At 70.5% G+C, this 12,030-nt stretch carries 13 protein-coding genes; 2 read left to right on the forward strand and 11 right to left on the reverse strand.

Translation table 11 applies throughout. From position 1 onward, the window contains the following. The first annotated feature begins 12 nt into the window (after positions 1–12). Both IT355_19995 and IT355_20000 read left to right on the forward strand, forming a co-directional pair. A complete protein-coding gene (locus tag IT355_19995) occupies positions 13–426 on the forward strand; it encodes a hypothetical protein (protein ID MCC7055563.1) in 414 nt (137 codons plus the stop codon). A 254-nt stretch (positions 427–680) separates the two neighbouring features. After that, complete coding sequence (locus IT355_20000) at positions 681–1,013, forward strand: hypothetical protein (GenBank protein ID MCC7055564.1); 333 nt, start codon at positions 681–683, stop codon at positions 1,011–1,013. 88 nt (positions 1,014–1,101) lie between these two features. On the opposite strand, the gene IT355_20005 is transcribed toward IT355_20000, so the two are convergent. The 11 genes from IT355_20005 to ffh all read right to left on the reverse strand — a co-directional run bounded on the left by IT355_20005 (position 1,102) and on the right by ffh (position 11,637). Next, positions 1,102–2,319, reverse strand: a complete 1,218-nt coding sequence (locus IT355_20005; protein MCC7055565.1) for an MFS transporter — start codon at positions 2,317–2,319, stop codon at positions 1,102–1,104. 18 nt (positions 2,320–2,337) lie between these two features. Then, the gene (locus tag IT355_20010; protein ID MCC7055566.1) at positions 2,338–4,536 is read right to left on the reverse strand and encodes a hypothetical protein; all 2,199 of its coding nucleotides are present in this window, start codon (positions 4,534–4,536) and stop codon (positions 2,338–2,340) included. Between the two features lie 359 nt (positions 4,537–4,895). Continuing rightward, positions 4,896–5,540: an OmpA family protein gene (locus IT355_20015; GenBank protein MCC7055567.1), complete on the reverse strand. Its 645-nt coding sequence runs from the start codon at positions 5,538–5,540 to the stop codon at positions 4,896–4,898. A gap of 89 nt (positions 5,541–5,629) precedes the next feature. After that, positions 5,630–6,463 (reverse strand): SDR family oxidoreductase, encoded by an 834-nt coding sequence (locus IT355_20020; GenBank protein MCC7055568.1) that lies wholly within the window; start codon positions 6,461–6,463, stop codon positions 5,630–5,632. Beyond that, positions 6,460–7,110 carry a ribonuclease HII gene (locus tag IT355_20025; protein MCC7055569.1) on the reverse strand — a complete coding sequence of 217 codons (651 nt, stop codon included), beginning with the start codon at positions 7,108–7,110 and terminating at the stop codon, positions 6,460–6,462. Before IT355_20025 ends, IT355_20020 begins: the two co-directional genes overlap by 4 nt. An 18-nt stretch (positions 7,111–7,128) precedes the next feature. Next, positions 7,129–7,494 (reverse strand): 50S ribosomal protein L19, encoded by a 366-nt coding sequence (gene rplS, locus IT355_20030; protein MCC7055570.1) that lies wholly within the window; start codon positions 7,492–7,494, stop codon positions 7,129–7,131. 136 nt (positions 7,495–7,630) lie between these two features. Next, positions 7,631–8,446, reverse strand: a complete 816-nt coding sequence (locus IT355_20035; GenBank protein MCC7055571.1) for a hypothetical protein — start codon at positions 8,444–8,446, stop codon at positions 7,631–7,633. Then, complete coding sequence (gene trmD / locus IT355_20040) at positions 8,439–9,182, reverse strand: tRNA (guanosine(37)-N1)-methyltransferase TrmD (GenBank protein MCC7055572.1); 744 nt, start codon at positions 9,180–9,182, stop codon at positions 8,439–8,441. Before trmD ends, IT355_20035 begins: the two co-directional genes overlap by 8 nt. Before the next feature lie 2 nt (positions 9,183–9,184). Continuing rightward, positions 9,185–9,766, reverse strand: coding sequence for a 16S rRNA processing protein RimM (gene rimM, locus IT355_20045; protein ID MCC7055573.1), 582 nt, complete (start codon positions 9,764–9,766; stop codon positions 9,185–9,187). Between the two features lie 2 nt (positions 9,767–9,768). Continuing rightward, the gene (gene rpsP, locus IT355_20050) at positions 9,769–10,086 is read right to left on the reverse strand and encodes a 30S ribosomal protein S16 (protein ID MCC7055574.1); all 318 of its coding nucleotides are present in this window, start codon (positions 10,084–10,086) and stop codon (positions 9,769–9,771) included. 231 nt (positions 10,087–10,317) lie between these two features. Next, positions 10,318–11,637 carry a signal recognition particle protein gene (gene ffh / locus IT355_20055; protein ID MCC7055575.1) on the reverse strand — a complete coding sequence of 440 codons (1,320 nt, stop codon included), beginning with the start codon at positions 11,635–11,637 and terminating at the stop codon, positions 10,318–10,320. Between the last annotated feature and the right edge of the window lie 393 nt (positions 11,638–12,030).

Genomic DNA, 12,030 nt, shown 5'->3' on the forward strand with positions numbered 1-12,030 from the left:
GTCGATGCGCTCGTGCACCCGACCCACCACGCGGCGATAGTCCACGAACCGGTCATCCAGCCGCCCCTCGAACATCGCCTGCACGTAGCGCGTCACCAGCGGGCGCTGCCGCTCGACGCTGGTGTGCCGGCGGATGATGCCCTGCGTCTCGTCCTCACCGGCGATGTGGGCGTAGAACGCGTCGATCATCGTGTTGCAGGCGCCCATGCACGTCGCCTGCCAGCGGCGGATCACGCCCAGGTCGCGCGGGGTCAGGTGCAGGAAGGCGGCACGACGCCGCACGTCGGCATCGGAGAGCGCAATCACGCCCTCCGGCACGGACGGGAGGTCGGCTTTCGTGTTCGCGTGGCGACGAAGAAGGGCAAGCACCAAGGCGCACTCTCACATGGGGTCCGGATCCTGCTGGCCGTCGGGCGGCTACCGTGATGTATCGGCACCCGTATTAGCGAGCTGAAATCTCAGGACACGGGATGTCACCGCGTTGCCGGCCGCTGCGAGACCCGAGGCAACCCTTCCGCCGGCTTCCAGCCGAGCTCGGTGCTTCCGGCATCACCACCGACCATCCGGTCAGCCCAGTTCGCTGCGGGGTACCATCCTTGCATGGCGAGATATCAGGCGACCGCGTATCATCACAGGTCGCCCGTTTGTTCCACGACGAAACCCCTGCCCGGATTTCAATCATGCGTCGCTCCGTCTCCGTCTGTACCGCCCTGTTCGCCGTTGCCGCCCTCTCCGCCTGCAGCGGCGGCGCCACGGCCGCTGTCGATTCCACCGCCGCGGCCGCGGCCGCCTCGATGGACAGCGCCAAGGGCGCGATGGGTGCCATGGCCGACAGCGCCAAGGGTGCCATGGGCGCGATGGCCGACAGCGCCAAGGGCGCGATGGGTGCCATGGCCGACAGCGCCAAGGGCGCGATGGGCGCGATGGCCGACAGCACCAAGCAGGCCGCTGGCGCCGCGATGGAGAAGGCCGGCGCCGCTGCCGCCGAAGCCGGCAAGAAGATCAAGCCGTAATCGTTGCCCGGTGGCAGAAGGCGCCCCGCGAGCTGAGCTCGCGGGGCGCCTTTCGCTTTCTCCGGAACCGCGCTGGATCGCCCCCCGGCTAGCGCGACACCGGCACCGCCGTCACCGCCGCGTCCGGCCCTGCCGCGCGCACCACCAGCGCCTTGCGCCGAAGCAGCCGCCCCAGCGCCACGGCACTCGCCAGCGCGAGCACGCCCTCCAGCACACCCACCAGCAGGAAGATCTGGTCGTAGTTCACCGCGCCGCCCGCGTCGCGCAGCACCGAGACCAGCACCCCGCCCAGCGCCGGCCCGAGCAGGAAGCCCACCGAGCCCGCGATCTGGAAGGCGCCGAAGATCCCGTCACCCGCCCGCCGCGCCACCTCACTCGTGAGCAGCAGGTTCGGCGCGAACATCAGCGCGCTCAACACCCCGCTCAGCACCATCAGCAGCGGCAGCATCCCGAACGGCACCCGCGCGTACATCGCGAACACCACCCCGAACAGCACGTTGCTGATCACCAGCGGCCGGTACCAGCCCACCCGGTCGGCCAGCCGTCCCGCCGGCCAGCACAGCAGCGCGAAGGGCACCATGAACAGTGCCATCAGCAGGCCACGCTGCGACCCGGTGGCGTGGTGCACGTCGCCCAGGAAGAGCGTGAACGTGCTCACGAACACCCCGATCACGAAGCGATCCATGAACGCATATGCCAGCGGCACCCACGCCAGCTGGATCTGCGTGTTCCACTCGTAGCGCCGGCTCGGCTGCCGCACCTGCTCGTCCCGCGGCAGCGAGATCCCCAGCGAGATCAGCGCCGCGAGGACGAAGATCACGGCGCCCACCAGGTACACCAGCATCGGGTCGCGGTCCACCAGGCGTCCACCGAGCGGCGAGCCGATCGCCACGCCGAACATGAGGCTCGAGCCAAGCAGCCCGAGCGACCCGCCGCGCCGCGGTCCCGCGAGGCGGTTCGCCGCCACCATCAGCAGCGTGATCGCGGGCAGGTGCAGCGCACCGTCCAGCACGCGCAGCGCGAACAGCGTGGTGAGGTCCGGCGCCGCGCGCATGCCGAGGAAGACCAGCGCATCGAGGCCCAGCAGCGCGGCCACCCACGCGCGCACCGATCCCGCCCGGCGCTGCCAGCGCATCACCAGCGGCACGGCGATGATCCCGCTGACCATGTTCACCGTCATGAAGGCGTGCGCCGCCGAGGCGTTGCCGCCGTGCGTCACCTGCACCAGCTCCTTCAGGCCCGGCACGAGGAGCGTGACGGGAATCAGGGTCAGGATGGTGGCGAGCGCGATCAGGAGCCGTGGCATCGCCGGAAAACTAAGGGATCACTCGACCAGGCATGGCAGCGTGCGCCAGGCGGCCGCCGACCAGTCGGCGCGGGCGGAGTCGATCACGCGTTCGTCCACCGGGCCGCCGAGGAGCGCCAGGCGCAGGGTCCGCGCCTCCGGGGTGAGCGCGGTGGTGTCGGCGGCCCGGGCCCAGCGGCGGAGTGACCGGTCCACGCGCGGCTCGATGAAGCCGGCCGCCACCGCGCGCGCGGTCTCCCGCATCGGGGCCAGCTGGAGCCGGGCCACCGGCGAACAGGCCACGGCCTTCGACTCCGGCACCATGCCCTGCAGGGTCCAGCGCCGGGCGCGCAGCGAGTCGGCGAACGGCATCGGCGTGAACCAGGCCGCCCTCGCGATCATCCCCAGGTCCGGCTCGCGCTCGGCCTCGCTGCGGGGCGTGACTGCCGTGCGGGCAGCCAGCATCGGCATCACGTCGAACAGTGCCGACAGCGCCGCCGCGTGGTCCGCGAACGCCACCGGACCCGCCGCCGACGCGTATCCGCGCACCCAGCTGTCCTGCACGGCGCTGAGCGCCCCGCTCACCCGGCCCTTCCGCGCCAGCGCCGACGCCAGGAACCAGTCGGCGCCCCGGGCCAGCAGTTCGGCCGGCCGGCGCGCCTCCTGCAGGTAGGCGTTGGTGGTGCTGCCCGCTGGCACGAACTCGGCCAGCCGCGCCAGCGGGGCCGCAATCGGCTGCGACCGCGCGCCGCGCCAGGCGTTGTCCGTGGCGTAGGTGCCCTGCCGGTTGGCGTAGTCGCGCGCCGACTGCCAGTCCAGGTCGTGCATCAGCTCATGCCCCACCGCGCCGAACCCGGTCGCCAGCGGCAGCGTCAGGGTGCGCGTGCGCGGGTCGTGCACGGCGAGCGCGCCGCTCAGCACCTGGTCACCGATGCGGACGTTGAGCCCGGCGAAACTCGCGCGGGGAAACACCTCGCGCAGGGCATCCACCGCCGCGGCGAACTCGCGCGCGTAATACGGACGCCACGCCGCCGGCACGTCGCGCCCGAACGTGAGCGAGGCGAGGCCAAGCCGCAGCGCCACCTGGTCCGGGCGCGGTGCGACGGCGCCGGGATGGAACGGCTGCTCCTGCGCCAGCGTCCGCATCCCCTGCGACGCGAGCAGCGCCGCCGCCGATGCGATCGGCGCCAGCGACGTGTCGCCACTCACGTCGGCCAGCGTCATCACCACCGTCTCCTCGTTCGTCGCACCGAGCAGCATGCGCGTGACGCGCGGCTGTTCGGTGGCGCGACGATCGACCGCCACCAGGCGTGCATCGAGCACCGACAGCCGCACCTGCGACTGCACCGGGCGCGTGCGCACGCTGATCAGCATCGAGAGCGCGCGCGACGCCGAGGGGGCGAGTGGTGGGCTCGACGCCAGTGACGGCAGCGCGACGCGCGTGCGCAGCGCCCCGTCGATCGCGGCGAGCACGGCCGGCAACCGGGCCGCGACACGGCGCGCGTTCGGTGCCGTTTCGGCGAGCAGCGGGCGCTCCACGCTGAAGCGCCGCTCGCCGCGCCAGTTGGCCACCACCTGCAGCAGGTCACCATCGCCGCGCGAGGCGGCGGTGATCGCACGCTCGACGTCGCGCCGCGCACGCGCGCGGTCGAACGAGAGCAGCGCCGCGGCGTCGATGAGTGGCACGGCGCCCGGGCGCAGCCACCCGCGCGCACTGGCCTGGGCCGCGGCAATGCGGATGGCATCGAGCGTCATCGGCACCGCCCCGTCGTGCAGGACCAGGCTGTCCACCACGCGCAGAAGGGCGCGACCGGCACCACTGTCGCTCGGCATCGCGATGTCGAGCGCGTCGGCGCGCGGACGCATGGCGGCGCCGTTCGACGCCAGCCGCGCGAGGATCGCGTGGGCCACCCGCGGCCGCCAGGCCGCTGGCAGGCGCGGCTCGCTGCGTGCCAGGTCCACCAGGCGGAACGGACTCCCCAGCCCCAGCTCGGCCCGGGCGAGGTAGCCGAGCGCGATGGCCGCGTGGAACGCCACCCGCTGGCCGGGTCGATCGCGGACCGCGCGGCTGAGCGAGTCATCCAGCCGCGCGCCATCCGCCAGCGCCGCGCGCACGGACCGGCGGGCATCGGCGCGGTCGGTGAGCGTGATCCCGGTCACCGTCAGCGCGACGAGCCCGGCTCCGAGCAGGAGCGCCCGGTGCAGGGTGGTCAGGCGCGACGACAGGCGGTTCAGCACGGGGAGCACCCTGGGGTGGAGGTGACTGCGGTGGAGACGACAGAACGCGCCGGAAGTGCACATCCGATCCCGGCCCGCCCCGTGGGCGTCCGGCCAAGGCGCCCTGTCCCGACCCGCACTCTGATATGGGGGAACGTACCCGCGCCGGCAACTGCGGTGCCCGGCGGCACGTGCCGGGCAGTGTCGGCAGGGCGACCGCGGTGCCCCACGCTCCTCGCCCGGCGCGCCGCTTCCCGTCCGGAAACGACAGAAGGCCGGCGCGTCATCGCGTCGGCCTTCTGGACATCATGGGAACCCGGTGGTTGCGCGGCGTCGCGGCAGACTCTCAACGGTCCCGGATGTGCGTACCCCAGCCCGGATCAGTTGTTCGTGGCTTCGGTGGCGCGGGTCTCCGCGCTCTCGATCACGAACACCACGCGGCGGTTGCGATCGGCACCCGGATCATCCTTCTGCGCACCCGGGACGACCTGACGCATCGAGCCGAAGCCCATCGTGCGGATCATCGCGGCATCCATGCCATGCTGCGCGAGCTCGCGCTTCACGTTCTCGGCCCGCGCCAGCGACAGGCGCTGGTTGTACGTCGCGCTGCCGGCAGGATCGGCGAAGCCTTCCACCGTCACGACCGCACCCGGGTAATACTTGTTCGCGATCTGCGAGAAACGCTCGAGCGCCGCACGATCCGCATCCTTCACCATCGCGTCGTCGAACGCGAACGACACCGGGAGCATGACCTTCATGCCGTTGCCGGCGGCCACGATCTTGGCATCGAACTCGGTGCGCAGGTCAGCCAGTTCCTTCTTCAGCTCCGTGCGCAGGCCGGCCAGGTCGGCGCCGAGGATGCTGTCGGCACGCAGGCGCTCCGTGCGCTCGGTGGCGATCTCACCGCGGGTGGCGGTCATCTCACGCTTGAACGTCTTGCTCGTGACGCAGGCCGTCATCGACAGGGCGGTCAGCAGCAGCGCCGAGGCACGCAGCACTCGACCCGAACGAAAAGAGGTGTTCATCGCTAAAACTCCAGGAGAAGTGATGGACGAGCAGGGTGGCTCTCGTCTCGCACACAAACACTTAGCGAGATTCGTGCCACAATCTGCAACTAGTTGCCAATCTTGGACTTAGCGAGCCACTCCCCGCCGTCCACGACGAAGATCGCCCCGGTGATCCAGTCTCCGGCAGGGCTCGCGAGGTACGCGACCATCTGGCCGATGTCCTCCGGCGTGCCCCACCGCTGCAATGGAATCGACGCCTTCGCGAACGCGTCCATCGCCTTGTCGACGCTGAACAGGTCCGGCACCGGGGCCCCGGGCGGCGGCATGAATGCCTTCCTGACACCTTCTGTCGGGATCGGGCCCGGCGCGATGGCGTTGATCCGGATGCCATGCGGGGCCCACTCCACCGCCAGCGTCTTCGTGAGTGCATCCACGCCCGCCTTCGCGGCGGTGGCGTGGGCCATGAGGGGCCAGCCGCGATAGTGGAGTGTCATCGACGTGCTCACCACCCGACCGCCGCCCTGCGCCTTCATGTACGGGAACACCGCCTGCGTGCAGAAGAAGGTGCCGTACAAGTCGATCTCGATGACGCTCTTCCAGGCGTTCTCGCTCAGTTCCTCGGACTTCTTGTAGAAGTTGCCCGCCGCGTTGTTCACCAGCAGGTCGATGCGGCCGTGCGTGTCGTGCACCTCCTTCGCCATTGCCTGGACTCGCGACTGCTCGCGCACGTCCACCGCCACCGCGCTCGCCTTGCCGCCGGCCTCGCGGATGGCGGCCACCGCCGGCTCGAGGTGCTCGGGCTTCCGGCTGGCCAGCACCACGTGCATGCCGAGCTGCGCCAGCGTGGTGCTGATGCCAAGCCCGATCCCCGTGGCACCGCCGGTCACGATGCCGACCTGCCCGTCGAGGAGACCATCGCGAAACACCGGGTGTGGACTCATGCAGGTTGCTCGAATTGGGTGAAGAGGTCCGGCTCGACGCGGAGCGGGCGGAAGCTGCGTCGATGATGGGGGGTGGGACCGTGTTCCGTCAGTGCGGCGAGGTGGGCGGCGGTGCCGTACCCCGCGTTGTGCTCCCACCCGTAGACGGGGTGGCGACCGTGGAGCGACGCCAGCAGCCGGTCGCGCGTGACCTTGGCGATGATCGAGGCGCAGGCGATGCTCAGGCAGCACGCGTCACCCTTCACCACCGCCTGGTGCGGGGTGCCGAGTGCGGCGAACGGGCTGCCGTCCACCAGCAGCAGGTCATAGGGCAGCGTTATGCGCGCGATGGCGCGCCGCATCGCGATCGCCGTGGCCTGGTAGATGTTCACGCGGTCGATCTCGGCGACGCTGGCCGCGCCGATGCCGATGGCCAGCGCGGTGCGGCGGATGTCGACCGCCAGGCGCACGCGATCCGCCGGCTTCAGCGCCTTGGAATCCCCCACGCCGGCGATCTCACGGCAGTGGGTGGGCAGCAGGATGGCGCATGCGACGACGGGGCCCGCGAGGGGGCCCCGTCCGACTTCATCCACCCCGACGATGCGGGCGTGGCCGTTCCTGCGTGCCGCGCGTTCGACCCGGCCCCAGCCCTGCGAGCGAGCAGGCATGGGCCGACCGGGGCAGGCTCAGCCCGCGGCCTTGTCGGCCACGCGGACCTTGCGCTCCTTGATGCGGGCCGCCTTGCCCGTCACGCCGCGCAGGTAATACAGCTTCGCGCGACGCACCCGGCCGCGGCGCACGACGATGATCTCGCCGAGCATCGGGCTGTGGTCGGGGAAGATGCGCTCGACGCCCACGCCGTTCGAGATCTTGCGGACCGTGAAGGTCGCGCTGATGCCACTGCCGCGGCGGGCGATGACGGTGCCCTCGAATGCCTGGAGGCGCTCCTTTTCCCCTTCCTTCACGCGCACGTTGACACGAACCGTGTCACCCGCGCGGAACGGGGGAATCTCGCGCATCCACTCTTTCTGGGTCTCGATGAACGGGTGCATATCACGCTCTGCGGGGCGCCTGCGTGTTTCGGGCGCCGGCTGGGGTTGTCTCGGTGAGCCGAGAAGGTTAACCCGGCAGGGTGGCGGATGGTAGTGGCCCGGGTCGCCGGCGTGCCCCCCGGGGCACAGCGCGGAGTCAGGGCCGCCCACGCACCCCGGCCACCACCGCCAGCAGCTGCTCGTCCCGGGTGGCGAAGGGCGCCCAGAACGGCAGGGGGCCTGCGGACTGGAGCGCGGCGTCCAGCGCAGTGGCGTTGCGCGCCTGCACGATCATGTACACGGCGCCGCTGTCCCGGGCCGAAAGGGTCGCCCCGCCCTGCGCCGAGGTGTCGCGCAGCACCCGCATGGTGAGGTTCGAGTCGGCCAGCGCCGCCAGCGCCCCGAAGGAGTGCCCCGGCTTCACGGCGTAACGCGTGAACTGCAGCATCGCGACGTCGGAGAACATCGGGGGCGTGCCTGCTGTGCGCCGGAGCTGCACCCGTGCGGTGGCCGTCCCCAGCCGGCGGCGGCGCAGTGCGGTGTCTGCCTCCACACGGAGCCACCCGGCCAGCCGCGACGACGCCGTGTCGGCCGCCAGGCTGTCGCGCCACGCCGCCAGCAGCACCAGGGTCGTGCCGTCACCACTCGCCAGCAGCGTCGCCGCGTCGAAGCCGGGCAGGAAGGCCAGGTCGGCGTGCATGTGCTCCACGATCCGGCGCGTGTCCTCCACCTGCCGGCCCGGCGCCGTCGTCAGCGGCCACACCTCGAGCACGACATCCTGCGTGGTGTCCACGATCATGGGTCCGGCCGGCGACGTGACCGGCTGCACGGAGTCACGCGCCGGCACCGCGACCGTCGCCGCCGGCGGGGTCCCGGCCGCGTCGCCCCGGCTGCACGCCGCCGTGAGCGCCAGGGCGAGGCCTGCCACCGGCAGCGCGCGGCGGCAGCGCGGGGCCGCGGCGCCGTCAGTCATCGCGCGACGACGTGCGACGCTCCCCCTCGGCGCGTCGCCACGCCGCGATCTTCGCATGGTGCCCCGACAGCAGCACGTCGGGCACGCGGTGCCCGCGATACTCCTCCGGGCGGGTGTAACTCGGCGCGCTCACGCCGGCGCCGCCGTAAAACGAGTCGGTGGCGGCGGAGTCGTGGTCACTCATCGCGCCGGGCAGCAGCCGCGCAACGGCGTCCACGATCGCGAGTGCGGCCGGCTCGCCACCACTGAGCACGAAGTCCCCGAGCGAGAGCTCCTCCGTCGCGAGGTGGTCGGCCACCCGCTGGTCCACGTCCTTGTAGTGGCCACAGAGGAGCGTGAGTTCGGTGCCCGCGGCGAGGCGATGGGCGTCGGCCTGCGTGAACACCCTGCCGCGCGGCGACAGCAGCACGATCGGCGTGGTCGCGCCGAGATGCTCGACCGCCTCGAAGAACGGCGTCGGCTTCATCACCATCCCGGGACCACCGCCATACGGGTAGTCGTCCACCGTGCGATGCCGGTCATGCGTGAAGCTGCGCAGGTCCACCACGTTGTACGTGATGCTGCCGGCGGCGGCGGCCTTGGCCGGGATGCTGATCGAGAGCGGGCCGGCGAAGAACTCGGGGAAGATGGTGACGATGTTGACCACCAGCGGCGCGCGCGGTGCCTCGGTGGCCTCGCCGGCATCGATGCTGCCGGTGGCATCGTCGGGGTGCGCCGACCTGACGTCGCCCGGCACGGTCAGGCCTCGTCCGAGGGGTGTCCTTCGGCGAGCGGCAGCTCGTCGGGCAGCAACCCTTCCGGCGGACGGACCGTGACCACGCGCGCCACCTCGTCCACGTCCACGAGGATCTCCTCGCGCCAGGGGATGAAGTATGTCGGCCCGCCGTTGACGGGGCGCACGTCGAGCATCAGGCCCTGCGGCAGGTCGTAGGTGTCGGCGATCTCGCCGAGTGCGCGGCCATCCGCGTGTCGCACCTGCATCCCGATCAGGTCGTGCAGGTACACCTCGTCGTCGGCTGGCGGCGGCAGTTCATCCTGCGGCACCAGCAGGAAGCGGCCGCGCCACAGCTCGGCAGCGCTGCGATCGGGAACCTCGCGCAGCGTGAGCCGCACCGAGTCCATGTGCTGGCGCACGGCGGTGATGTGCAGTGCCTGCCCGTCGGGCGACGGGTCACCGGTGGCCGTGCCGGCGAACAGCCGACGGCCCGATACGAAGACCGCATCGGGCGCGTCGGTGATGGGCTCCACGAGCAGCTCGCCGCGGATGCCGTGTGCCTTGCGGACGCGCCCGACGATCATGAGCGCGGGCGAAGGCGTCATGACTACTCGGCCTTCGCGCCTTCGCTCAGCGGCACGGCAGCGGAGGCGAGCTTCTTCGCGAGGCGGGCTTCATGGCGGGCCTTCAGCACGCCACCCTTGCGGAGCAGCGAGCGCACCGTGTCCGACGCCTGCGCGCCGACGTCGAGCCAATGGTTGGCGCGATCGACCTTGATCGTCACGGCACCCTCGGTGAGACGCGGCGCGTAGGTGCCGATGATCTCGATGAACTTGCCGTCGCGCGGGCTCTTGCTGTCGGCAACGACGATACGGTAGACCGGCGCCTTCTTGCGGCCGACGCGGCGGAGACGAATACGAACCATCTGGGCATCCTCTGAGGGAGACGTGATGTCGCACGACCGATCACACGGGGTGGTCGTCGTGCACGGCGCGCTGGGGAGTCATGGGACTTCCCGCCGCCGGCCCGGGCTCCTCGCGCTGGTCGACCATTCGACCGGTGCACCCGGGGGACCTGCACTGCGTGCCAAACCCGGCCATTGAAGCCGAGCCTCGAAAGTTACACGGCCTGTGGCCGAAACGGGATGGGGTGGCCCTCAGCCCCGGCCGAACGGGTTCCGGCCGCCACTGGCGGTGACCTTCTTCATCATCTTCTGCATGTCCCGGAACTGGTCCAGGAGCCGGTTCACCTCGGAGACCGTCCGCCCCGACCCCTTCGCGATTCTCAGCCGGCGGGACCCGTTGATCAGGTCCGGCTTCTTCCGCTCGGCCATGGTCATGGACAGCACGATCGCCTCCACGTGCTTCATCCGCTTGGGGTCCATCTTGGCCTGCTTCAGCGCCTTGGTGTTCACCCCGGGGATCATCTTCAGCACCCCCTCCAGCGGCCCCAGCTTCTCGATCTGCTTCATGGCGCCGAGGAAGTCGTTCAGGTCCATGCCTTCACGGCGGACCTTCTTCTCCAGCTTCTTCGCCTCGTCGGCGTCGAACGACTCCTGCGCCTTCTCCACCAGCGAGAGGACGTCGCCCATCTGGAGGATCCGGCCCGCCATGCGGTCCGGGTGGAACTCCTCGAGGGCATCCACCTTCTCGCCGACGCCGATGTACTTGATCGGCTTCTTCGTCGCGCCGTAGACCGACAGGGCCGCACCACCGCGGGCGTCGCCGTCCATCTTGGTCAGGATGATCCCGGTGATCCCGAGGGCGTTGTTGAACCCCTCGGCGATCTTCACGGCGTCCTGGCCGGTCATGCCGTCGGCCACCAGCAGGATCTCGTCGGGCCGCGCGGCCTCCTTCACCTTGCGCAGCTCATCCATCAGGTTCTCGTCGATCTGCAGGCGACCGGCGGTGTCGATGAAGACGATGCGGTCGCGTTCGCGGCGAGCGACTTCGAGCCCGTTGCGCACGATCTTCAGCACGTCCTGATGCCCGCGCTCGGCGTAGACGGGCACCCCGAGCTGGGTGCCCAGCGTCTCGAGCTGGTCGATCGCCGCGGGGCGGTAGACGTCGGCCGCGATCAGGCGCACCTGTCGCTGCTCCTTCTGCATCCGGAGCGCGAGCTTGGCGGTGGTGGTCGTCTTGCCCGATCCCTGCAGGCCGACCATCAGCACGACGGTCGGTGGCACGGTGCTGAGCTTGAGCCCTTCGCGCCGCTCGCCGAGCATGGCGGTGAGCTCCTCGTGCACGATCTTCACGAGCTGCTGCTCGGGGCGCACGGTCTTCAGCGCCGTCAGGCCGACGGCCTTCTTCTCGACGCGCTCGAGGAATTCGCGGGTCAGCCCGAAGCTGACATCCGCCTCCAGCAGCACACGCCGGACTTCCCGGAGGCCGTCCTTGATGTCGGCTTCCGTGAGCACGCCCTTGCCCCGGAGCTTGGAGAAGGCGGCACCGATTTTTTCGCTGAGCTCGTCAAACATAGACTTTCAAGGTACGGAAGAAGTTGTGCACGAACAAGTTACGGACTTCGTACACGAACAGCGGACGCAAGGGCGCAAGGAGCCGCAAGGACGCAAGAATGCGTTTCGAACGCGCGCCCGGACACATGACATGCCGACGTCGAAGCGAGAAGGAGAGTGCATTGCCCACGCAGTCTTGCGTCCTTGCGGATCCTGGCGCCCTTGCGTCCCGCCGTTGTGACGTGAAGCGAACATATGGCAGAGACCGGTGACGGAGCATGAGGTGCGACGTCATCGGGAGTCTGGATGTGAGGAAACACATGATCCAAATGGATGAGCTCGGAGCGCTGTGAAGGACGGCGCGAAACAAGCGGAATGCAGGCTACGGCTGGCCTTGCAACAGGCCCGGCCGCG

The organism is Gemmatimonadaceae bacterium, from assembly GCA_020851035.1.
Lineage (GTDB): Bacteria > Gemmatimonadota > Gemmatimonadetes > Gemmatimonadales > Gemmatimonadaceae > JACMLX01.

Bases quoted from the DNA above. Each gene is read 5' to 3' on its own strand.
- rpsP (MCC7055574.1), bottom strand. From the start codon at position 10,086: ATGGTTCGTATTCGTCTCCGCCGCGTCGGCCGCAAGAAGGCGCCGGTC.
- rimM (MCC7055573.1), bottom strand. From the start codon at position 9,766: ATGACGCCTTCGCCCGCGCTCATGATCGTCGGGCGCGTCCGCAAGGCA.
- IT355_20025 (MCC7055569.1), bottom strand. From the start codon at position 7,110: ATGCCTGCTCGCTCGCAGGGCTGGGGCCGGGTCGAACGCGCGGCACGC.
- IT355_20020 (MCC7055568.1), bottom strand. From the start codon at position 6,463: ATGAGTCCACACCCGGTGTTTCGCGATGGTCTCCTCGACGGGCAGGTC.
- IT355_20005 (MCC7055565.1), bottom strand. From the start codon at position 2,319: ATGCCACGGCTCCTGATCGCGCTCGCCACCATCCTGACCCTGATTCCC.
- rplS (MCC7055570.1), bottom strand. From the start codon at position 7,494: ATGCACCCGTTCATCGAGACCCAGAAAGAGTGGATGCGCGAGATTCCC.
- IT355_20035 (MCC7055571.1), bottom strand. From the start codon at position 8,446: ATGACTGACGGCGCCGCGGCCCCGCGCTGCCGCCGCGCGCTGCCGGTG.
- IT355_20015 (MCC7055567.1), bottom strand. From the start codon at position 5,540: ATGAACACCTCTTTTCGTTCGGGTCGAGTGCTGCGTGCCTCGGCGCTG.
- IT355_20000 (MCC7055564.1), top strand. From the start codon at position 681: ATGCGTCGCTCCGTCTCCGTCTGTACCGCCCTGTTCGCCGTTGCCGCC.
- ffh (MCC7055575.1), bottom strand. From the start codon at position 11,637: ATGTTTGACGAGCTCAGCGAAAAAATCGGTGCCGCCTTCTCCAAGCTC.